We start from the raw sequence: 21,772 nt of genomic DNA on the forward strand, positions 1-21,772 counted from the left end.
TCGAGGACGACCTGGACGGGGATTCACGAGGTCATTTCTCCTTCAGAGTCGTCCAGGCTCTGCCGAGTGTCAGAGGTCAGTCGCCAAGATCGCAGAGGTGCGATCGAGAGAAAACCTGGAGTCGATTCACAGTAGCTTCAAAGATGACAACGCCACCATGAGTAACGCCACCTATTTTTGGCCCCCGTTCAGGGGTCCTCCAGTCACATCACACCACCCGTTTCACCGATAAAGGTGGCGACGACCTTTCGAACTACGCCACCGTCGCCTGCCCCTGAACGAGCCGCTCTCTGCGCTGCAATCCGCGCTGGCCATCCAGCCCCGCTCACGCTCGTACCTCTTTTGACTTGACAGCGTAGTCAGGTATACGTACAGTCCAGATCACAAGACTGACTGCGTAGTCACGCATCAAGGGAGATTGCATGAGAACGACGGACCTGCGCGAGCACAGCAGGGGACTCGGGGCCCCGTCATGACGGCGGTCGTGAACCCAGGAAGGCGCCCAGGCATCTCGGCAGTCCAGCGGCGGAACCGGTGGCGTGGGTGGAACTTCCTGCTCCCGTTCATGCTGGTGTTCGTCGTGATCTTCGTCGCCCCGATCCTCTACTCCATCTACATCAGCCTCTTCCGGACGCAGCTGCTCGGCGGAACCCAGTTCGTCGGAGTCGACAACTACGTGCGGGCGTTTAACGACCCGCAGTTCTGGTCGGGCGTGACGCGGGTCGCCCTCTTCCTCGTCATCCAGGTCCCGATCATGCTTGTCATCGCGATGTTCGTCGCCCTCGCGATCGATTCGGCGCGCCTGTACGGCAAGGACTTCTTCCGGATCGCCGTCTTCATGCCCTACGCGGTCCCCGCCGTCGTCGCCGCGCTCATGTGGGGCTTCATGTACGGACCGAGATTCGGTCTCGTCGGCTACATCAACGACTTCTTCGGATGGGCGATCCCCAACCCGCTCGGGCCGGACTTCATCCTGGCGGCCATCGGCAACATCGTTACCTGGTCGTTCGTCGGCTACAACATGTTGATCTTCTACTCGTCGCTGCGCACGATCCCGGAGTCGCTGTACGAGGCCGCCGAACTCGACGGCGCCAATCAGTGGCACGTCATCAGGGCCATCAAGCTCCCTGCGATCCGCGGCTCCATCGCCATCGCGACGATCTTCTCGATCATCGGCAGCTTCCAGCTCTTCAACGAGCCGAGCATCCTCCGAGAGCTGGCGCCGAACTCGATCTCGACGTTCTTCACTCCGAACCTCTACGCGTACAACCTGTCCTTCAGCGGGCAGCAGTACAACTACGCCGCAGCGGTCGCCATCATCATGGGCGTCATCACGATGGTCATCGCCTACGTCGTCCAGTTGCGCAGCACCGGAAAGGACGTCGCATGACCTCGTCGACCGTCAGCCCCTCGATCACCGCCTCGCCGGACGCTCCACGCCGCGGGATCTCCAGCCCGCCGCGGCTGCGCTCGCGTCGCCGCAGGAGTGTGGACAAGCCCCGTCGGAGCCTCCTCCTCACGGCGATCACCGCGATCGTGCTGGTCTACACGCTCCTCCCGCTGGTGTGGCTGGTCATCTCGGCGTCGAAGACCCAGGACGATCTGCTCTCGACCTTCGGCTTCGCCTTCGGGAGCTCGTTCGCCCTGTTCGACAACATCGGAAACACGCTCGCCTACAACGACGGGATCTTCGTCCGCTGGCTCCTGAACACGGTGCTGTACGTCGTCGTCGGCGCCGGTGGGGCGACTCTGCTCGCGGTGCTCGGGGGCTACGCCCTGGCGAAGTTCTCGTTCCCCGGGAAGAAGGCCGTCTTCGCCGTGGTGATCGGCGCCGTCGCCGTCCCCGGCACCGCCTTGGCCGTGCCGACGTTCCTGATGTTCTCGTCCTTCGGGATCACGAACACCCCGTGGTCGGTCATCCTGCCCTCGCTCATCTCACCGTTCGGCCTCTACCTGATGTGGACGTTCGCCAGCCAGGCCGTGCCGGCGGAGCTCCTCGAGGCGGCCAGGGTCGACGGAGCATCCGAGTTCCGCACTTTCTGGCAGGTGTCCCTTCCCCTCCTCGCGCCGGGAACGGTGACCGTGCTGCTGTTCACCACGGTCGCCACCTGGAACAACTACTTCCTGCCCCTGATCATGCTCAGGGATCCCGCGTGGTACCCCCTCACCGTCGGGTTGAACGCCTGGAACGCGCAGGCGTCGACGGTCGGCGGGCAGGCGGTCTTCGACCTCGTGGTAACGGGCTCCCTGCTCACGATCATCCCCTTGATCGCCGCTTTCCTCCTCCTCCAGCGCTACTGGCAGTCCGGCCTCGCAGCTGGCTCCGTCAAGGAGTGAATCCCCTGTCCATCCCTTCCCACACCACTCCATTCCTTCGAAAGAGAGAAGACATGTCCCGCACGATCACTCGACGACGCGTGTTCGCCGGCCTCGCCGCCGTCACCGTCATCGCATCGCTCACCGCCTGCAGTCCCGGAGCTTCCGGCCCCACAGAGGAGGTCGATGCGTCCGACGTCGCCGCCGCCCTCGACAAGGGAGGCGACCTTCTCGTTTGGGGCTGGGACGCCACCCTCCCTCCGATGATCGATGCCTTCGAGAAGGCCTACCCGAACGTCAACGTCGAGCTCGCCAACGTCGGCACCGGCACCGACGCCTACACGGCGCTGCAGAACGCGATCCAGGCCGGATCCGGCATCCCCGACGTCATGCACATGGAGTACTCCGCCGTTCCTCAGTTCGCTCTGACCGGAGATCTCGCCGACCTGTCGGCCTTCGGTGCGGGCGATCTCGAGGACTCCTTCACCACTGGCACCTGGGGTTCCGTCGCCATCAACGACGGCATCTTTGGGCTCCCGCTCGATTCCGGGCCGATGGCGATGTTCTACAACCAGGCGACGTTCGACCAGTACGGCATCGCCGTGCCGACCACCTGGGAGGAGTACGTCGAGGCGGCGAGGACGCTGCACGCCGCCGACCCGTCGAAGTACCTCGTCGGCGACGCAGGCGACGCCGGCTTCACTCAGAGCATGATCTGGCAGGCCGGAGGCCGCCCGTTCCAGGCCTCGGGCAGCGACATCACGGTTGACCTCGAGGACGAAGGCGCGAAGAAGTTCACCGACATGTGGCAGCCGGTCCTCGACGAGGGCCTCGCCGCTCCGATCACCACCTGGTCCGAGGAGTGGTACAAGGGTCTCAGCGACGGGACCATCAACTCGCTCCTGATCGGCGCGTGGATGCCCGTCAACCTCGAAAGTGGGGTTCCCGACGCGGCCGGCGACTGGCGTGCCGCTCCTATGCCCCAGTACGAGGCCGGAGAGACGATGAACTCCGAGAACGGCGGAAGCGCGCTCTCGGTGACGGAAGCCAGTGAGCAGAAGGCGCTCGCCTACGGCTTCACCGAGTTCTCGAACGCCGGTGACGGCGTCGGCGTGCGACTCGAGGCCGGAACCTTCCCCGCGACGGTCTCCGACATCGAGTCCGACGAGTTCACGAACAAGGAGTTCCCGTACTTCGGCGGCCAGAAGGTCAACGAAGTACTCGCCGAGGCTGCAACCACGGTCTCCTCGGGATGGCAGTACCTGCCGTTCCAGGCGTACGCCGTATCGATCTTCAACGACAATCTCGGCTCCTCCTACACCGGAGACCAGCCGCTGTCGGAAGGTCTGGCCACCTGGCAGGACGCCATCGTGAGTTACGGCAACGACCAGGGCTTCGCCGTCAACGGCGGCTAGTCACCCCTCTCGAGCTCGGTGGCCGGACGGGTGCAGCTCGTCCGGCCACCGATGCTCATGAGGAACGCCAGACTGTTCGCGTGCCTGATCCGCTGACCTCGAGGAGACTGCCATGACCCAGCCCGCCAGGCGGACAGGAGCTGTCCGGCCTCCCGCAATGGTCGATGTCGCGCGGCTCTCCGGCGTCTCCCAGAAGACCGTCTCGCGGGTGGTCAACGGGGAGCCCCACGTCTCTCCCGGCATTCAGGAGCGTGTTCAGGCCGCCATCGAGACGCTCAACTTCAGACCGAACTCGGCTGCCCGCGCGCTCGCCTCCGCTCGCAGCCGCACGATCGGCTTCGTCTCCACCGGCAGTGCGCTCTTCGGCCCCACCGCCATCTCCGCCGGGGTGGAGCGAGCTGCCCGCGAGGCCGGCTACTCAATCGCGGTGGCACATACCCCGGACGGGACGCCGGCCAGTGTCCGTGCGGCGTTCGGTGACCTCAGCGGTCGCGGGGTCGAAGCGATCATCGTCTCCGAGCCCGCAGACGACCTGCACCCGTCGGAGCTGCTCTCGACCGGGGTCCCCGTCCTCTCGCTCGACAACGAGTCGGCCGACTCCACTGACTGGATCACCGTCGGCGCTGACGACCGGATGGCGGCGCGGACGGGCACGCAGCACCTGATCGATCTTGGACACCGGTCAATCCTGCACATCGCAGGACCTCCGGGATGGGCAACGAGCCAAAACCGGCTACTCGGCTACCGGGACGCCGTCTCCGCCGCAGGGATACCCACCTGTGTCGAGCTTCGCGGCGACTGGAGCGTCGACTCCGGATTCGCGGCAGGACACGAGATCGCGAGCAGGCACGACGTCACCGCAGTCCTCGCCGCCAACGACGAAATGGCGATCGGAGCCATCCGAGCACTACAGCTGGCCGGGCTCTCGGTCCCGAAAGAAGTAAGTGTCGTCGGGATCGATGACATTCCCGTCGCCGCCTACCTCGCCGTACCCCTCACCACCATCCGTCAGGACTTCGAGGTCATCGCCCGTTCAGGCATGGCTCGCCTGATAGACGCGATCGAGGGCCGGGCCCTGACATCACGGCAGCACGCCGTCCCAACCGAACTCGTCATCCGCGACACCACCGCCCCGCCCCCAGCGCGCGCACCCCACCTCTAATCCCCGGCTCCGCGCCCTTCGGCCCCGTGTTTCCGCCTGCTTCGACCCTGCCTAGAAAGAACATCCTCATGCCTGCACTCCTCGCCGATCGCGTCCTCTTCGGAGCCGCCTACTACCTCGAGTACCAGCGCAGCCCTGACCTCGAACGCGACCTCGACACCATGATCGACGCCGGCTTCACCGTCATCCGCGTCGGCGAATCGGTCTGGTCGACCTGGGAACCCGAAGACGGAGTCTTCGACCTCGACTGGATGCAGGCCGTCCTCGACGCGGCGCACGCCCGCGGAATCTCGGTGATCCTCGGCACCCCGACCTACGCGATCCCGATGTGGCTCGCGCGGAAGCACCCGGAGATCGCCGGCCAACGCGAGACAGGACGTCTGATCTCCTGGGGAGCGAGGCAGGAGGCGGACTTCACGCACCCCGCCTACCGGTTCCACGCCGAGCGCGTGGTGCGGGCGATCATGGCACGATACGCGGACCATCCCTCGGTGATCGGCTTCCAGGTCGACAACGAGCCCGGGAACGAGATCCTTCATAACCACGGAGTGTTCCAGCGCTTCACCGACGAGCTCCGACACCGGTACGTCACAGTCGACCGACTCAACGAAGAGTGGGGGCTCGCTTACTGGTCTCACCGCCTGTCGACCTGGGCCGACCTTTGGACGCCCGATAACAACACCCACCCGCAGTACGACCTGGCGTGGCGACGGTTCCAGGCCGAGTTGACCACCGAGATGCTGGCGTGGCAGCGCGACGTCGTCCGCGAGTACGCGGCGCCGGAGCAGTTCATCACCACGTGCCTGTCCTACGACCGTCCCGCTCTCCAGGACGACTCGGCCGGCGCCGTGCTCGACGTGACGTCTGGCAACCCCTACTACCGCATGCAGCATCATCTTGAACTGCCGGATCCGGCGGATCTGGACACGGTTCAGACCTGGTACACGACCGGGGCATGGACTCTGTACCGCACGGCGGACCGGATGTGGTCGACGAAGCAAGCACCCTTCCTCGTCACAGAAACGGGCGCGACGTCCATCTGGGGATCGAGCCTGAACGAACCGCCCTACCGCGGCCAGCTGCGGCAGGCGGCCTGGGCGTTCGTGTCACGCGGCGCCGCCGCTATCGAGTACTGGCACTGGCACTCCCTCCCCTACGGCGCAGAGACCTACTGGGGCGGTGTCCTCCCGCATTCCGGACAGCCGGGCCGCATCTACGCCGAGATCCAGGCACTGGGCGCGGAGCTCGCGAACGCCGGATCCGACGTGCTCGACCTGGTACCGGACGCCGACCTGGGCATCCTCTACTCGACCGATTCGAAATGGGGAATGGCCTTCCAGCCGCCCTTCGGGCTCACCGAGCCGGACCCCCGATCGTACGAGCGCATCGTCGACGGGTGGTACCGGGCGGCCTTCGACGCCCACCTGCAGGTTCGGGTGCAGCAGCCTCGGCACCTGTTCGCCCGAGACCCGCGGGACGTCGTCGCCGAGCTTCCGGCTCTCGTCGTTCCTGGCTTCTACATCGCTTCGGACGAGCAGCTCGACTGGCTCCGTGAGTACGCCCATGCCGGCGGACATCTGCTCCTAGGAATCCGCACCGGCTACGCCGACGAGGAGGCGCGTCCACGCACCGACCGGCAGCCTGCCCGCCTGGCGGACGCCGCCGGAGTCTCGTACGACGAGTTCTCCAACGCCGGCGACACGGTCGTCCTCGGCCGCGCCGGTCTCCCGCTGCCGGAAGGAGCCGTCGCTCGCCTCTGGATCGATGGGCTGAAGCCAGACACCGGCACCGAAGTGCTCTTCGACTACGAGCACCCCCACTTTTCCGAGTGGGCCCCTGCGACGACCCGGGAGCACGGCGACGGGCGGATCACCGTCATCGGAACGCAGCCCGACCCCGCCCTCGGTGCAGCCCTTCTCCGCTGGGCGGTGCCGAGAGCGGCGAACGACAAGTGGATCGCCGGCTGCAGCCACCCGGAATCGGTGCGCGTGACCGGAGGATCGCCCCGCGCCGACAGATCTGCCGGAGGAGTGCGATTCGTGCACAACTACTCCTGGCAGGCGGCCACCCTGGTCCTGCCTGTCGCCTGCGAGGATCTCGCCGCCACTCCCGGCGCCGATGGACGGCGACAGACCCTCCCGGCCGGGCACCTTATCGAGCTGCAGGCCTGGGACGCGCGAGTACTCCGCGAGACGACCACTCACTGAAAACAGGGGGGCATGGCTCATACACCTGGTGAAGCGGCGTAAACTTCTTCACGAGTGGTCTTGTGAGGCCATACAACCGGACCCGCGACGGAAGTCGCATGAGGTCCGGGAGACCGGGGCCCAGCCGCTCACCCCCCTGGAGGACCATCGTGTCCACTCATCCGTCCGTGCTTGTCACGGATATCTCTTTCGCGCCCGAACTGCTTCTCGATCTCGCGCGCCCCGCCAGCACTGAACGTCTGCCACTGCTCGTATGGCTGCACGGCGGAGCCTGGCGGATGCAGGACCGGACAGCGCGACCGGATCTGCACCGCTTTGCTTCGGCCGGTTACGTGTGCGTCAGCATCGACTACCGACTGAGCTCAGCTGCTCCGCACCCGGCGCAGCTGCTCGACGTGCGGGCGGCGCTGCGCTTTCTCCGTGAGCGCGCCGACGAGTACGGCATCGACCCTGCTCGGATCGGTCTGTGGGGATCTTCGGCCGGCGGTCACCTCGCGGCCCTCGCCGGTCTGACCGGCGACATCGACCAGTACGCGGCGGGAGAACCATCGGGTGACACCTCGGTGCAAGCCGTAATCGACGGGTACGGCCCGGCCGATCTGGCAGGGCTCAGCGCGGACGCACCGGCAGACGCACCCGAGTTGCAGCTGCTGGGAGGTCCAGTGGGGGAGCACCTCGAGGCCGCGTTGGATGCGAGCCCGGCCCGTCGAGCCCATCAGGGGGCTCCTCCGATCCTGATCCTGCACGGCGACGCCGACCTGCTGGTCCCTGCCGAGCACAGCGAACGCCTCTACGACGCCCTGGCAGAAGCTGGCTCGGACGCCGCTCTCTATCTGATCGACGGCTTCGGTCACGGCTTCCTCAACCCCGGAGACGTCGCTGAACTCGGTCCCGACCATGTCCTCGACGTCGGACGCCTCGACTCGCAACCCGACGCGAAAACGGTGCGCCGTTCCACACCCGCTCTCGCAGACTTCACGACGGCCCACCCCCATGCATCATTCGACACAGCGATGACGTTCTTCGACCACGTCCTCACCAACAGCGAGGAGGCACTTCGATGACCGAGACCAATGTCGAGCGCAACTCGAGCCTCGCGGTACTGTTCGATGATCTCCCCGGCGAGGCAGTGCCCTACGCGATCGCAGCGGGCGAGGGACGGCGAACCCTCGTCGGCGGGATGCTCGTCACCGAGATCGCACGGCCCATCGACACCGGAGCCGCTTTCGCCGCCGCCTGGGTCAGCGGTCCTCTCGGCGCGCGCGTCCCCGCCGCTCGCGCCGAGGAGGAACTATTCCTCTTCGTCGTCGACGGAGTCGTGGAGCTCGATCTCGACGGTGCCCTTCATCGCCTGACCCCGGGAGATTCAGCGCATATCGCCGCCGGTGACCTCGTCGGATGGACGATGCGCGCACACACAAACCGGATTCTCCACTACTCCTCGGAAGGTCGGCGTCAAGAGCAGCTCGTCCGAATGGGCGCAGCGTTCTCCGGTCATTCGCATCAGTCCGAGGCGCAACTTCTCGACCCGGCCTCGTGGGCGGACCTCGGCGCAGAGTACGGAGTCACACTCGCCGGCACAGGTGAGGATCCTGCCGCATCGGGACGATCGCGGATCGTGCGAGCGGCGGACGGGGAGCGCTGGGCGAGTCACGCACAGCTCAACTCCTACCTCGCTCGCGCACGCGATACCGACGGAAGCTACTTCGCGATGCACACTCGCGGCGCGCGGTCGCCGTGGATTCCGCGGCACCGCCATCACTTGCACACAGAGAACTTTCTCTGCCTGGACGGACGAGCCCGGATCGAAGCGAACGGCACCGATATCCTGCTTACCCGCGGTGACTTCTTGCACGCGCCCGCCGGTACCATCCACTCATTCCGCTTCGAGCGCAGCGACACCCAAATGCTCGGCCTGCTCACGACCGGGATCTTTGAGCCGTTCTTCGAGTTCATGAACGAGCCAACGCGGGAGCGAACACCCGACGAGTCTGGCGAACCGTGGTTCCCGGTAGCGGCATTCGAACAAGCGCGTGCGGAGCTCGACGTTGAAGTAGTTGGGCCCCCACCGGAGAGCTGAGCCGGCCGCGGCGACGTCCCAACGCAGGGGGACGTGCAACCCGATGCTGATCGCAGATAGGCCGGCTCTCGCGCCTCGAGCTCCTCAAGCGACAGGCGCGAGAGCATGGCACTCCACCAGTCATAGGGGGTCTCGTGGCCTCGGTCCAGAGGGCCAGGGTCCGAAGGCGCGGAGAGCGCAGAGCCATCCCGAGCGCGAAGGGCGGCAACACTGGAACTGACATAACGAACATTATCGGAGAAGCGCGTAAGGCGGGGGAGGAGCTGTCGGAGCATCGGAAACGGGACGCAGTGAGCCATCGTCAATTCGCCAACAGGCTGCTGGCCAATTGCGTAGACCAGTGCGCCTGCGCACCCTCCAGCCGCCCCCTCTCTGCAACCGCAGGACTTCAGCGGCAGCAGTCAGTCGACTCGACGCGACTATGCGAGCTCTGACTTCGACTATCCACTCTGCGGCCGGCGAGCCTCGTCGTCCCTACCGTCAGCAGCGATGGCATCGATCAGGTGCTGAGCATCCGGGAGCGCACGCTGTTCCTCGGGTGGCAGGGACTCGTAGGTGTAGGTGGCTACGGCCATAGGAGAGTCGACTCGTCCCAGGGCGTAGCGGACGATTCGGTCGCTCTTGTCGCCGCAGATGAGGATCCCGACCGTCGGCCGGTGCAGCGCGGCGTCGCGAAGTTGGTCGTCGACGAGCGCGATGTAGAACCCGAGCTGCCCGGTGAAGGACGGCTCGAACGCGCCCTTTTTCAGCTCGATCACGACGTAGCGGAGCTGACGGACGTGGAAGAAGAGCAGATCGATGTAGAAGTCCGACCTGTCGACCTCGAAGTGCACCTGTCGACCGACGAAGGCGAAGCCGGCGCCGAGTTCTGCGAGGGTCTGCGTGATCCGGTCCGTAAGTGCCTGCTCGAAGTCCCGCTCAGCGGCACCTTCAGTCAGGTCGAGGAAGTCGAAGACGTACGGGTCTCTCGCGATCTGCTGCGCCAACTCGGAATCCCCGGCGGGGAGCCGGTCGAGGAAATTCGACGGAGCCGCCCCGGTGCGTTCCAGGGTTCGGTTCTTGATCTGGTTCAGCAGCACGTCTCGGGACCACCCGAACTCGACCGCGGATGCCGCGTACCAGTCCCGCCTCTCCTGCTCATCGAGCTTGTCGATGAGGACCCGGATGTGACCCCACGGCAAATGTGCCACGGGCTGTGGCACATTTCGGAGGTCAGCCCACCCGGCCGCGAAGGACCGCATGTACAGCAGGTTCCGGCGCGACAACCCCGTCATCGTCGGGAACTCAGCACGCAGGTCATCGGCGAGACGACCGACCACACCGCTCCCCCATGCGTGCGCGTCCTGCTGACGAAGGATCTCGTGCCCGATGCTCCAGTATAGCTCGATCAGTTGCGTGTTGACCGTTCGCTGCGCCGTGTACTGCGCCGTGCGGACTTGGTCCTTGAGCCGAATCAGCACGACCGCGTAGTCGGCGGGGAGGCTAACGGCGTCAGAAGGCATGAGATCGATTCTCCCGCAAGTCTCGAAGCGTGCTGACGAGCTACCTGCCCTGCTCAGGCCGTTCGCGCGGCTCCACGCGAGCGCGCTCAGAGCTGTCGTAGACGACCTCGCCCTCAGCCCGAGCAGCCATCACCCCTAGGCCGTGAAGTGACATATTCTCCATTATCGGAGGCTCACTGGAAAACGAGCGAAGAATGTCGACGCGCTTTGGCCCCAACGGTGTTCGCTTGAATACCTATGTAGGTATCTAGGTGCCGGCGGGGACGCGCGTCTATGTGTCGGTCGTGTCGGCGTGCATCCTCATGAGCACATTGGAGATGGGCGCAATCCCCACCTGGCAGGGATGCCGGTGGCTGATGGACTGAGGCATCTCCAGCCAATCCCCATTTCGTAGTTCCACACTGATGGCCCTGAACGCAAAGGAGCATTCTCATGGGACAGCAGCAGAATCCGCCGCCGAAGCCGCCGTCGACGCCCGGGCCGAACCAGCCCAACCCGTTGGGTAATCCGCACTGATCGACGTAAACGAGGAAGGGCCCGCGACACCTGATGGTGTCGCGGGCCCTTCCTGTTTCGGCGTCAGCGGCCGGGTTCGGATCGTTCGATCTGGCGGCCCTGCCCACGTCCGCCGCGCGTCGACGGGACTGGTGTGCGCGCGGCGGGGTCCGCTCCACGAGCGGGAGTCGCGAAGGAGGCGTCCATGGTCATTCGCGCGTTGATTTGCTCCTGCGGGACGTCCTGGGCCTGCATCGCGTTCGCGGTGTGCGCCCGGCGCTCGGCGCTGTCATATGCGAGTTCCCCTTCGGAACGGGCCGCGGCTGCACGTCCCTCGTCCGCCGCCGCAGGAACGCCGTCAGGGGCGCTTTGGATGCCGCGATCGTCGCGGTAGAGGGCGACCTGGGATCGAGCGTCCTCGGCCAGGGTGCGCAGCTCCTCGGGGCTCTGCGTGGGCGTACCGCCGACCTCCGCGTCGCGGTCGTACTGGGCGGCCTGCTGCTCGAGCTCGTCGGCGCGCCGCGCGGCGTCGATCGGGATCTCGGTCGGTGTGACCTGGGCGGATGCGTCGTTGGCGCGGTCGAGCCGGTCGGCTTCCGCGATCAGCAGTTGCGCCTCCGTGACCTCCGCTCCCGCTCGAACATGCTCGGGAGCTACCGTGTCCTTCCACTCCTCGACCAGCGCGGCTCGTGCAGCTGCGACGGCCGCGGGGTCCGCGGTGCGGAACTCTCCGTCGTTCCAGTCGATCGACGTCTGCACGCGGTAGTCCTGGAACCCGGCCGGGTCGGTGTCGCGCTTCCATTCCTCGGCCGCGGAGAGTTCGAGGGTGCCGGCGTCGCCTGCAAGCGCCGCGCGGTAGTCGGTGATCAGAGCGCGCTCCGCGTTCACGTCCGGCTCTGCGCGGCCGCGTATGTCCATGGTGAGGCGGTCGTCGTCGTGGCGGTGGTAGTGCTCCGGCGCGGAGTTGGTGGCCCATTCCTTCGCCCGGTCCAGCTCTGACTTCGCCTGACCGGCGGCGTCGCGCAGCACGGCGGTATCGACGCCGTAGCGCTCGAACACTTCGTGCTGCACGAGGACCGACGCGCGCTCCGCGATCGGGTCGTGGTTCTTCCACGCCTGCGCCGTCTCCGCGACCTTCGAGATGTCTTGGATGCTCGCCTTCTCCCACCAGTCGGGCCGGTCCGCAACCTGCAACGTCGCGCGTGCAGCGCCGCGCTCGGCGTCGAAACGGGCCGACAGCTCGCGCGCCTGCGCGGCGGAGCGTGCCTGCGCGTCGCGGGCCAGCTCCTCGCGCAGCCGGGCGAACTTCTCACCCATCTGCATCGCGATCGTCAACGCGATCCGGACGTTCTGACCGACCTCCTGGCCTACCTCGTCGTCGTCACTCATGACTTCCTCCCCTTGCCTTGGTGAATCGTCTATCGGCCACGGTCGCCGCGGTCCTGGTCAGGTCCCTGCCGAGACTGTCGGGCGCGGTCCGCGAGCATCGCTTCCTCGCGCTCCCGGTCAGCCTTGGTGAGCTTCGTGGGCACGGGACTGCCCGACCCGAAGTTGGTCTGGGACAGCCGTCGAACGTCTTTGAGCTCCTCCGGGAGCGCCTGCCAGGCCCGCTCGTTCTCCGCGACCTTCTCGGCCTTCACGACGACCTGGTAGCCATCGCGTACAGCGGACAACTGACCCCGCAACGTCTGCGACAGCTCGCGCATCCGTCGCGCATCACCGGCTGCCTTGTGAGCCGACGCGACCGCGTGCGTCAAGCGCGCGAACTGGTTCAGCAGCAGCAGCTCCGCGGCTGCATTCTTCTTGTTCCCCGCCGCGGCCATGATCAGTGCGGAGTACGCCGCCGTCGAGGGCATCATCGCGGGCCGCGGGCGCGTCTCGTGCGCCCGAAGGTGCGCCGAGCGGGCGAGCGATCGCGCAGCGTCCGCGAGCGGTCCCGGGGTGGGCTCCATGCGCCGGGACCACGCCGCGTAGGCGCCGGCCGTCTCGCGCGCGACGTGCGCCCACGTGGCCTTGTCGGAGGGGTCCACGGACCTGATGTAGTCGTGCAGCCGGTCCATGTCCGCCGCGTACGCCTCGAACAGCTCGGGGGCCGGCTCCGCCGTCTCCCGGCCAGGGTTGACCGGCGTGTACTGCCAGGGATTCTTCGCTGTAGCGCGCCATTCGGATGCCGCATCCGACGCGGACTCCGGCTGGTCCGGCCAGCCCTTCCGCAGCTCCGGCAAGGTCAGGTCGCGCGCGAGCCGGCCGCCGCCGTGCCAGATCGCCTTCTCGCCGTTCGTCGGCCGCAGCGCGACCGAGTAGCCGGCGATCACATCATCACGGCCCGTCGCGAAACGAGGCCGCACCAGCACCCCGCCCTGGCGCAGACGGCGAACGAACTCGCTCTCATCCTGCGACGCGGATGAGGCAGCGCGCACCGCGCGCTCGAGGCGCTGCATGTCTGGCTCGACGTGCCCGCGACGTGCAGCGGACTCACGCGCTCCCGGCCGCACACCGCGCTCCGGGAACTCGCGCTCCGGCGCCTGGTAGACCTGCAACCCGTACTCGCGCTCCAGCTCACGGCTGATCGTCTGCGACCGCTCGTAGTCCTTGTGCACCGACGCTTTCGTGCCGTCCTCGCGCACCAGCGACACGGCGATGTGCACGTGGTCGTTGCCGTTCTTCGACAGGCCATGACGCACCGCGACCCACCGGCAATCGGCCTTGCCGATGTCCTCGCCGGCGAACCCCATCCGCTGCACGAAGTCGGTCGAGATTCGGCCCCACTGCTCGTCTGTGAGCTGGCCCTCCTCCGCCGCCAGCGACAGCGAGCAATGCCACACATCCGCCGCCACGCGATCCTTCACGATCGCGCCGGCCGAGTCCCGAACAGCCTCGCCGTCCTCGTCGGTGCGCACCTTGTTGCGCGTCACCTCGACGCCGAACAGCTCCCGCGGTCGGTCCAGATCCGCAGCGATCGCCGCAGCCGCAGCGCCGTCCAAAACCTCATGCCCGTACTCAGCCATGATCGCGGAATCCCCCGCGATCAGGTGCTGCTCCTCGTGCTCGTTCGTCTTACCGGGACCGACGAGGTAGCCCATCAGTCCACGCATGCGCGTGCCGCGCGTGATGTTCGTTCTCACCGTCCACCGAGCCGGTCTGCCGTCGCCTCGATCAGGCGTCGCACCCGTCGGTACTCCTCCGCAGCCTCAACGGCCTCGGCCGGGAACTGGCCCGTGCTGTTCGCGAACCGCGCGAGCTGGTTCATGTTGTCCGACGTCTTCTGCAACAGCTTCGACACCCGGAACAGCTCAGCAACCACCAACCGCCACTCCGTGTCCGTGCGCACCTGGGCGTTCATCGCGGACTCGAACAGCAGTCGCGGCACCGTCACTTCCAGCACCTCGGCACGGGCGCGCAGGTGCGCATCCTCCTCGGGCGTGACCGACACCTCGTAGCGCTTCGACCGCGCAGCGACACCGGGCACGTTCGCGCGACGGCGCCGGCCGAACAACCGACCCTCTCGTGACGACTCCGACACGACCCTCACCGTCCTTCCGGCCCAGCGCAGCGAACCCGCCCCCAGGCGGGGACCATACGACCAGTATGCGCCGACCCGGCCGCGCAGCGGAAGGGGCGCAAGCGGTTTACCACGGGTAAACTTATAGCTTGCTCCTACAATTGGGATCGAAAGCCCCTCGCCGCCGAAGGTGGCCGGCGCTCGATCCGCGCAGCAGGATCGAGCGTGGTGGTCGCAGGGCGACTCGATTAACCTGGCGGCATGGCAGACAAGAGAATCGACCCCGACACCGCAGCCGCCTCCGCACGCGAACTGCTCGAACGATCCGTCGAAGAACGGGTCGCAGCAGTGCGCTCCCTCGTCGCGGCGACCAACGACGTCGACATCGCGGACCAGGCAGTGAAAGACGCACGCGACGCCCACAGCAAAGCGTGGGACGCCGCGCTCGCCTCCGGGTGGAGCGACAAGGAACTGCGCGCCACCGGAGCCCGCGCTCCCGGCACCATTGGCGCAGCTCCTCGCGCTCGACGGTCCACCCGACGTGCGACGGAGGAGACACCGGCTTCTACGCCGGAGCACAGCGAATGATGCACGACAAAGCGCGCGCCTAGGCTCACGCGCTGCTCACCTCCGCTTACCTGTAGCGTCACCTCCGCTTACCTGTAGCGCGTCCGTCACGTCCGGCCGTCCATCCGACGCGGCACTCTGGCCTCCGGATCGAGACCGTCAAGAGCGCTCCGCGTCCCCTCCGGGGATGACCCTCCGGGTCACACTTGACGGCCTCGCCCCTTTCGGCCGACGCTCTGCTTATCGGATGGATGGCCTCAAAGAATCGACACCAGCAGCAGTGCACCCGAAACGATCGGAAGCAGCATGACGAGCGCACACCCGGACGACGAGCTGCGCGCCTGGGCGGCCGGCGACAAGGGACGCGAGGCGGCGACCGAACTGCTCATCCGCACCGGCCTCGCGAACGCGGACGAGCCGTGGATTCTGCACGACACCGGGTGGGGTGTCTACGCCGTCGACTACGGCCGCGCGCTCCACGGACGCACCGGCCTCACCAGCGCCGACCTCGCGATCCTCACCCTCGCCGCCGCCCTCGTGGAGGGCACCCACATCTCCATCCGCCACGTCACTCAGCAGCTTGACTACGAGCACGCGCGACACGCTCTCACCGCGATCGCGCATGCCGCCGGCTATCACCAGCCCACGCGCACGATCGACAACACGGGACCCATGCCCCGCATCGTCCAACGACCGCCGCTGATCGCCTGGGACGAGGAACCGGACTGAACGCCGAGAAGCCTGCCGCAACTCGATCGAGACGTTCACTCCGAGAGAAGCTGACAGCATGGAGCAGGTGAAGACAGGAGACTCAACTGCTTCCGTCGTGGTGATCGGAGCAGGGATCATCGGCGCGGCAATTGCCTACCACCTGGCCGATCGCGGCTGCGACGTTGCACTCGTAGATGCGGGCCTTCCCGGCCGCGGAGCCACCGAGCATTCGTTCGCCTGGATCGGACGCTCCGCTGACTCCGTGAACCCCGCCGCCGCACTCCGCGAAGCATCTCAGGTGGTTCTAAACTCGAGGTCGCTCGGAGTTGTTCGTTCGCTCGAGCGCAGCGGATGCAAGTGGCAGGTGTGTGCTTGGCCGTCCCAATCGGGATCGGTGCTCGGACGCTGTTACGGAAGAATTGCGGCGTGGAGCGAAACGCGATCTGGCAGAGCATCGACGTCGAGCGCGAAGCTCTTGCAGACGAGTTGGCGCAGGTGACCGAGTTGCTGTGGTCGACTCCTTCGCTCTGTGCGGGTCTGACGGTGAGGGAGGTGCTCGCGCACCTGACGGTCAGCGGAGTCGTGTCCGGGCCGCGCTGGTTCGTGGGCGTCGTGCGTGCACGGTTCGACTTCGACAAGCAGGTGGATGACCGTCTCCGCGAGCAGCTCGGCGCATCACCTCGGGAGACGCTGAGCCGGTTCCGGGCAACGATTGGAAGCCGCACGTCACCGCCCCTTCCACGCCGCGCCCTGCTGGGCGAGATGGTCGTTCATGGAGAGGACATCCGCCGGCCACTCGGCCTTGTCAGGGACTACCCGGCCGCGACCCTCACCGCGCTGCTGCGCTACTACGCGGGCACCGATCAGGTGGTCATCGCCAAGAAGCGGGTGCGCGGCCTGCGCTTAGAAGCCGTCGACACCGGCATCACCCTCGGAGAGGGTGACGCTGTGCGCGGCAGCACGCTCGCCCTCATCATGGCCATGACCGGACGCGCCTCGTACTGCGCCGAGCTCTCCGGCGCCGGCGTCTCCACGCTGGCCGCCCGCTCCAGCTGACATCGGCAAAGCGGGAGCAGCCCACGTCATACTCCTGGCGTCTCACCTGGTCTCAAATCGACATCGTTCGTGAAGGTTGGCGGGCGTATCGTGAAGGGCGCCGGCCGCGTCGCGGAGGCGCACGAACCTTCTCGTCTGAGAACGGATGTCATTGCTGGGCTGAGAGGGCTTCCCCCTTTACCGAGTCGAGCCGTCATGTCCTTCCGGGACGAGAGTCAGCAAGACACCATCCGAGTCCTCGAAGATTTGATCGCGGCGTTCTCAGGGCCGCACTGGGTGCACCCCGCTCACGCTGAACAGGTCCTCACGCACGCCACTGACCTCCTCGGCGTCGCGCAGAACTTCGGCAGTCCGCGCCGTCTGCGCATGCCGACGCTGATGTGGCCGCGCTCGGCTGTCTTCGAGATCCCCGACCCGCCGCCAGTACCGCCGAGCGCCCTCTGAATCACAGTCGCGAAAGGGGATGGGCCACGCACGCGTGAGTCTCGTGAGAACAACCGGCGATTGGCTGATGTGACCGCTGGTTCGAGGGCTCCATGCCTCAGTCGCGCTTTCCCTCGGCCTGCCGACCTGGGGTACACCCGATTCACCACCCTGACACCATCGGACGCAGCACCTATTCACCACGACCGCCGCTTCCCGGACGTACCGCCGTTCCGCAGACGGAGATGTCGAGCGCCTAGCCGCGCGAAAAGGAGCGGTCAGGTCAGCGGGCGGCGGTACGGGACCGCGACGCGGAACATCAGCACTCCCCCGACCGCGAGAAAGCCCGCACCGATCAGACCGAACCCCGGCGGCTCATCCGCCGAGGAGTAGCCGCCATTGACCATCGGCGTGAAGACCAAGTCGATGAGAACACTCGACATCAGCACCGCAACGAGCGCAAGACCAGCCGTCCCCAGACGCCGCCCCGCCACAACACAGCCGGCGATCACGACAAGGGCGAGCAGCACCTCCACGAACCAGACCCAGAACGGCAGAACCCACGCAGGCGTCGGCGCCTGATACTGCAAGAAGTTACACGCCACGCTGTCGTAGCCCTCGGACCAGCACGGTCCCCAGAACATCGCCGCGCCGATCCCCTGCACGGCCGCATGCCCCAGCAGGAGAACCCCGACCGCTACCGCCAGCACGCTCAGGACGATCGACTTCCCGTCCGGTCGAACAGGGACAAGCTTCGCGATCGCCATGACGCCGACAGTAGAAGCGTCCGGTGAACGGTGCGAGACCCTCACCGCCGTTGCCGGGTCACCATCTGCGCCGCGACGATCAGAGCGGCTGCGACAGCGAACAAGACCAGCGCAGCGCACACGACGAGAGCCGCGAGGAGAACAGCGAACCCGCCGGGCCGCTCGACATAGACGTTGGTCGAGTGCACCGGATCCCACTCCAACCAGGACGAGCCGTACGCCATCCCCGCCCAGTACACGACCGGAGTGAGCACCACTGCGGCAGCGGCAGCGACCAGCACCGCCGGGGCGCTCCAACGGCGCTCCCCCGACGATCGAGCAGCGAGCCCTCGGCTCCCGAGAAGACGCAAGACGAGCCCCGCCAGGAGCAGACCGCCTGCTCCGACGAACACCAGTCCCAGCGGCGGTGTGCCGGCGGCAGTGGCCAAACCCGCGCCGATTGCGATCACGGCGGCGACCGCCATGGCCACGTTCCCCACAGGAACAGCCGATGACTCGATGCGTCCAGGAACAGCCATGCGGTCAGTCTCCGCGCGCCCGGGCCGGCGCGCGAGGACCAGACAGTGAACTCTCTCGACCACCGCTTCTTCATCGCGTGATCGCTCCGATAGAGGCGACGCCCGTGAGCAGGCGAAGATGGAGGCATGTCCAAGAAGATCGAATCAGCTCACCGCAAGCTCGTCGACGCGCTCGAGAAGCACGCCGAACTCGCCTCCGGCAAGAAGAGCCACCGCGGCCGCATCGAGAGCGCCGCCGCCGACGTTAAGCGCGCCGCCACGAAGTACGCCGCCGTCGTCGCCGCACGCACCGACACGCAGAGCCCGTTCAGCGACATCGCCGACCCCCGCCTGGACCGACCCACCATCGCCTCCCTCACGGCGGAACGTGATGCGCTCACCCGCCGGCTGACCGAAACACCCCTCACGGCCACCGATCTGCAGGTGCCGCTACCTACTCCGGAGTCGGACCCGTCCTAGCCGGATCGAAGGGCCGCTCGGCCATCCACGCGAGTGTCGCTCCTTGACGTCACTTGTCCCAGGTGGAGGCGATGTCGAAGCTTTCGGGTGCCCGACGAGTCGTTCCGCACACAGACCCGCGCAACGAGTGCATTCTCGCGACCTGTCGGCTCGCATTCTTCGGTTGGGAGAGGTCACGTGGACGGCTTAGTAGGTCGCTCATCGTTGGACAAGCGACGCGGCGACGCCCCGGGCTGTCGGTGTTGCGGTCTCTCCGAAGGTCGTTTCGAATGCTCGTGAGTCGAAGAGGTAGGGGCGGGTGTATTGGTAGTCCATCTCGAGTGTTTCGCGGGCTGCAAGGTTGAACAGCGCCCCGAGACGCATCGTGGTTGGTCGCATCACGGCGGTGCGGGCGCCGGGTCCAGCAGCAACTTCTAGGTACTGGCGCCCCGTCATCGCGGGCGCAGTGGGCAGGTGCCACGTTCCGTTTCGGGCGGCGGGGTTGGTTCCGAGGGTCACGAGAGCCTTGCCGATGTCGGGTGTGTAGGTGAGGGAATGCGGCTGGTCTGCGTCGAAGAGCCAGGTTCCCGTCTTGTTGACGGCAATCTTGTCGAGGGCGAAGGTGTTGAAGACGCTGGTTGTCGCACCGGGGCCGTAGAAGTCGGCGCTTCGTCCGATCGTCACTGTCAGCCCCTGCGACTGGGCCGCTCGGAGAGAGCGCAGCGCAGCAGCACGCACTTCGCCCTTCTTACTTCGTGGCGCGAGGGGGGTCTGTTCGGTCATGACGCCGTCGACGGGGCCGTAGGCGTAGACGTTGTCGAGGTAGACGAGGTGGACGCCGTTCTCGAGCGCGGCGGCGATCGCGTTGTCGAGGATGACAGGCCAGTGATCCGCCCACACGCGGGCCGAGTACGGGAGGCCTGCCGTGAGGTAGGCGACTTCGGCGCCTCGTAGGGAGTGTGTGACGTCGCGGGCGCTGAGGAGGTCGGCGGTCAGGGACTGCGCTTCGGCGATGGTCGATGGACGCCTGCCAACAGAAGTCGGTCGTTCGCCGGCCGCGATCAGAGCGCGCAGCGTTTCACGGCCGATGACACCGTTGCCGCCAAGGACAACGTGGCGAGGGTTCGTGGTCATGAGTCGTTTCCGTTCGGGTCGGTGATGGGAAAGAAGGTCGACGTGGCGTGTTGTTGAGCGAGACGGCGCAGCCCGGCGAAGAGCGGATCACCGAGGGCTGTGCCAACGACCATCAGTTCGGCCACTTCGTCCGGTCCGGAGAGTGACGTGAGCGCGTTCACGTCCGCGTCCGCCGCGGATGTGGCGGCAGTCGCATAGGCACCCAGGTAGTCATCGGGCGCGTCGAACCCGATGGCGAGCAGCCCATCAAGGGCGCGAGCTACCGCATCGATCCCAGGGTTGTCCTCGGTGAAGCACCAGCCCTGCTGCTGCGCGACGGCGACGACACGAGCACGGCTGGCAGCAGTCGGCGTGGACTCGATGACCCGCGGAGTGCTCATCGCATGTTGCGCGACGCGGAACGTTTCAGCCATCGGCATATCCGGGGCATCGAGGACCCCGATGACCTCCCCTGCGGCAGAGATCGACAACCCACCTGTCTCGATCAGAGCGCGAATCAGCCGCACTCGCTGCACGTGCTTGTCGCTGTAATCGACCTGATTCGCTGAGGACCGGACCCCCTCCGGGACGAGGCCTTCGCGCTGGTAGTACTTCACGGCAGACAGAGGAACGTCCGCCAACCGAGCCAAATCAGATATTTTCACTATCTGATAGTAACGGTATCCGCCTGCGGTAGGCCAGGCGCCTGGTTCAACTTCTCGGCTAGGACGTCCGTGTCGCAAACGAATACCACCGAGGCTCGGTCGCGGGTCAGCTCGCTGCACAAAGAGCCACGCTCCACAGCCCTGGTCGCACTACTCCTTGGCTCGCCAAGCTGGGGTACACCTCAACGCAACGCGTCCTCGGTAGCGCGACGCGCGTTGCACTAGGGCCGGTTCTTCCGTTGAGCGACACATCTGAGCCGAGGCCTAGACGTGTCGCAACACCTTCGCTCCGGGTGAGGCAGGAGCCGCGACTGGTCGCCCTCAGCTTCGGAGCTGAAGGATCCGCTCGCGAAGCTGTGCGGAGATGCTCCGGTCACCTCGGAGGAATCGACTGAGCAGTGCGGAGGCGTATTCGTCGTTGAGGCATTGCTCGAGCAGCCGGCGCACCCCAGGCGACGTGTCATCGTGGCCGCCGATGTCGTAGCTAGTGAGCATCCACCGCATCGCCTGGGCGTCGCTGACGCGGCCGCCTTCGGGCACGCAACCATGTGGGCAGGGCATTGCTGCCGACGAGCCCCACAGTCGGCAGATGGTGGGTCGGATGGCGTGCACACTGCAGCGACCCCGGCCGAAGGTTCGCGTCAGAGCTGGGCAAGCTCCGTCAGCGGTAGGCGCGTCGAGGTCGACTCCCCGTTCGAGTAGCCGTCGCCGCTCGGCCCCTGAGGCGTCGATGTGCTGGTGGCAGGACTGCTCGCAGAGGCCAAGGCATGACAGTGCGGGCATCTCTGCGTAGAGCTCCTCGAGGCGCGCCAAAGCTCTCTCGTCCGCGGTACGG

21 protein-coding genes are annotated in these 21,772 nt (G+C 66.6%); 13 read left to right on the top strand and 8 right to left on the bottom strand.

Features of this window, described 5'->3' with window-relative positions:
- The first annotated feature begins 472 nt into the window (after positions 1-472).
- The 7 genes from C1I63_RS18365 to C1I63_RS18395 all read left to right on the top strand — a co-directional run bounded on the left by C1I63_RS18365 (position 473) and on the right by C1I63_RS18395 (position 9,180).
- Complete coding sequence (locus C1I63_RS18365) at positions 473-1,390, top strand: carbohydrate ABC transporter permease (RefSeq protein WP_107576014.1); 918 nt, start codon at positions 473-475, stop codon at positions 1,388-1,390.
- Positions 1,387-2,337, top strand: coding sequence for a carbohydrate ABC transporter permease (locus C1I63_RS18370; protein ID WP_107576015.1), 951 nt, complete (start codon positions 1,387-1,389; stop codon positions 2,335-2,337). The genes C1I63_RS18365 and C1I63_RS18370 overlap by 4 nt, the downstream gene beginning before the upstream one ends.
- Before the next feature lie 53 nt (positions 2,338-2,390).
- Positions 2,391-3,731 (top strand): ABC transporter substrate-binding protein, encoded by a 1,341-nt coding sequence (locus C1I63_RS18375; RefSeq protein ID WP_107576016.1) that lies wholly within the window; start codon positions 2,391-2,393, stop codon positions 3,729-3,731.
- A gap of 112 nt (positions 3,732-3,843) precedes the next feature.
- Positions 3,844-4,893, top strand: a complete 1,050-nt coding sequence (locus C1I63_RS18380; protein WP_107576017.1) for a LacI family DNA-binding transcriptional regulator — start codon at positions 3,844-3,846, stop codon at positions 4,891-4,893.
- Between the two features lie 68 nt (positions 4,894-4,961).
- Positions 4,962-7,100 (top strand): beta-galactosidase, encoded by a 2,139-nt coding sequence (locus C1I63_RS18385; RefSeq protein WP_107576018.1) that lies wholly within the window; start codon positions 4,962-4,964, stop codon positions 7,098-7,100.
- A gap of 149 nt (positions 7,101-7,249) precedes the next feature.
- Positions 7,250-8,164, top strand: coding sequence for an alpha/beta hydrolase (locus C1I63_RS18390; RefSeq protein ID WP_159989436.1), 915 nt, complete (start codon positions 7,250-7,252; stop codon positions 8,162-8,164).
- Positions 8,161-9,180: a cupin domain-containing protein gene (locus tag C1I63_RS18395; protein WP_107576020.1), complete on the top strand. Its 1,020-nt coding sequence runs from the start codon at positions 8,161-8,163 to the stop codon at positions 9,178-9,180. Before C1I63_RS18390 ends, C1I63_RS18395 begins: the two co-directional genes overlap by 4 nt.
- A gap of 440 nt (positions 9,181-9,620) precedes the next feature.
- Here the strand turns inward: C1I63_RS18395 and C1I63_RS18400 are convergent, their stop codons facing one another.
- The 4 genes from C1I63_RS18400 to C1I63_RS18415 all read right to left on the bottom strand — a co-directional run bounded on the left by C1I63_RS18400 (position 9,621) and on the right by C1I63_RS18415 (position 14,673).
- Positions 9,621-10,682, bottom strand: coding sequence for a PDDEXK nuclease domain-containing protein (locus tag C1I63_RS18400; RefSeq protein ID WP_107576021.1), 1,062 nt, complete (start codon positions 10,680-10,682; stop codon positions 9,621-9,623).
- A 579-nt stretch (positions 10,683-11,261) separates the two neighbouring features.
- Entirely contained in the window at positions 11,262-12,566 is a 1,305-nt protein-coding gene (locus C1I63_RS18405; RefSeq protein ID WP_107576022.1) for a hypothetical protein, read from the bottom strand.
- A gap of 29 nt (positions 12,567-12,595) precedes the next feature.
- Positions 12,596-14,302 carry a relaxase/mobilization nuclease domain-containing protein gene (locus C1I63_RS18410; protein ID WP_107576023.1) on the bottom strand — a complete coding sequence of 569 codons (1,707 nt, stop codon included), beginning with the start codon at positions 14,300-14,302 and terminating at the stop codon, positions 12,596-12,598.
- Complete coding sequence (locus C1I63_RS18415; protein ID WP_244907267.1) at positions 14,299-14,673, bottom strand: plasmid mobilization protein; 375 nt, start codon at positions 14,671-14,673, stop codon at positions 14,299-14,301. The genes C1I63_RS18410 and C1I63_RS18415 overlap by 4 nt, the downstream gene beginning before the upstream one ends.
- A 267-nt stretch (positions 14,674-14,940) precedes the next feature.
- Here C1I63_RS18415 and C1I63_RS19535 point away from each other — a divergent pair, with 267 nt between their 5' ends.
- The 5 genes from C1I63_RS19535 to C1I63_RS18435 all read left to right on the top strand — a co-directional run bounded on the left by C1I63_RS19535 (position 14,941) and on the right by C1I63_RS18435 (position 17,457).
- Positions 14,941-15,267, top strand: coding sequence for a hypothetical protein (locus C1I63_RS19535; protein WP_146168491.1), 327 nt, complete (start codon positions 14,941-14,943; stop codon positions 15,265-15,267).
- Positions 15,268-15,552: 285 nt separating this feature from the next.
- A complete protein-coding gene (locus tag C1I63_RS18420; protein ID WP_107576024.1) occupies positions 15,553-15,975 on the top strand; it encodes a hypothetical protein in 423 nt (140 codons plus the stop codon).
- A gap of 25 nt (positions 15,976-16,000) precedes the next feature.
- Positions 16,001-16,456 (top strand): FAD-dependent oxidoreductase, encoded by a 456-nt coding sequence (locus C1I63_RS20200; RefSeq protein WP_342353128.1) that lies wholly within the window; start codon positions 16,001-16,003, stop codon positions 16,454-16,456.
- Positions 16,384-17,013, top strand: a complete 630-nt coding sequence (locus C1I63_RS18430; RefSeq protein WP_170116435.1) for a maleylpyruvate isomerase family mycothiol-dependent enzyme — start codon at positions 16,384-16,386, stop codon at positions 17,011-17,013. The genes C1I63_RS20200 and C1I63_RS18430 overlap by 73 nt, the downstream gene beginning before the upstream one ends.
- A 195-nt stretch (positions 17,014-17,208) precedes the next feature.
- The gene (locus C1I63_RS18435; protein ID WP_107576027.1) at positions 17,209-17,457 is read left to right on the top strand and encodes a hypothetical protein; all 249 of its coding nucleotides are present in this window, start codon (positions 17,209-17,211) and stop codon (positions 17,455-17,457) included.
- Positions 17,458-17,714: 257 nt separating this feature from the next.
- Here the strand turns inward: C1I63_RS18435 and C1I63_RS18440 are convergent, their stop codons facing one another.
- On the bottom strand, positions 17,715-18,203 hold the full coding sequence (locus tag C1I63_RS18440) for a hypothetical protein (RefSeq protein ID WP_107576028.1): 489 nt from the start codon (positions 18,201-18,203) through the stop codon (positions 17,715-17,717).
- A 41-nt stretch (positions 18,204-18,244) separates the two neighbouring features.
- Positions 18,245-18,721: a hypothetical protein gene (locus C1I63_RS18445; protein WP_146168492.1), complete on the bottom strand. Its 477-nt coding sequence runs from the start codon at positions 18,719-18,721 to the stop codon at positions 18,245-18,247.
- A gap of 126 nt (positions 18,722-18,847) precedes the next feature.
- Between C1I63_RS18445 and C1I63_RS18450 the strand changes: the two genes are divergently transcribed.
- On the top strand, positions 18,848-19,180 hold the full coding sequence (locus C1I63_RS18450; protein ID WP_107576030.1) for a hypothetical protein: 333 nt from the start codon (positions 18,848-18,850) through the stop codon (positions 19,178-19,180).
- A 198-nt stretch (positions 19,181-19,378) separates the two neighbouring features.
- Here the strand turns inward: C1I63_RS18450 and C1I63_RS18455 are convergent, their stop codons facing one another.
- Both C1I63_RS18455 and C1I63_RS18460 read right to left on the bottom strand, forming a co-directional pair.
- The gene (locus tag C1I63_RS18455; RefSeq protein WP_107576031.1) at positions 19,379-20,293 is read right to left on the bottom strand and encodes an NAD-dependent epimerase/dehydratase family protein; all 915 of its coding nucleotides are present in this window, start codon (positions 20,291-20,293) and stop codon (positions 19,379-19,381) included.
- Entirely contained in the window at positions 20,290-20,937 is a 648-nt protein-coding gene (locus C1I63_RS18460) for a MerR family transcriptional regulator (RefSeq protein ID WP_107576032.1), read from the bottom strand. The genes C1I63_RS18455 and C1I63_RS18460 overlap by 4 nt, the downstream gene beginning before the upstream one ends.
- Positions 20,938-21,772: the final 835 nt, after the last annotated feature.

Source organism: Rathayibacter caricis DSM 15933, from assembly GCF_003044275.1.
Classification (GTDB): domain Bacteria; phylum Actinomycetota; class Actinomycetes; order Actinomycetales; family Microbacteriaceae; genus Rathayibacter; species Rathayibacter caricis.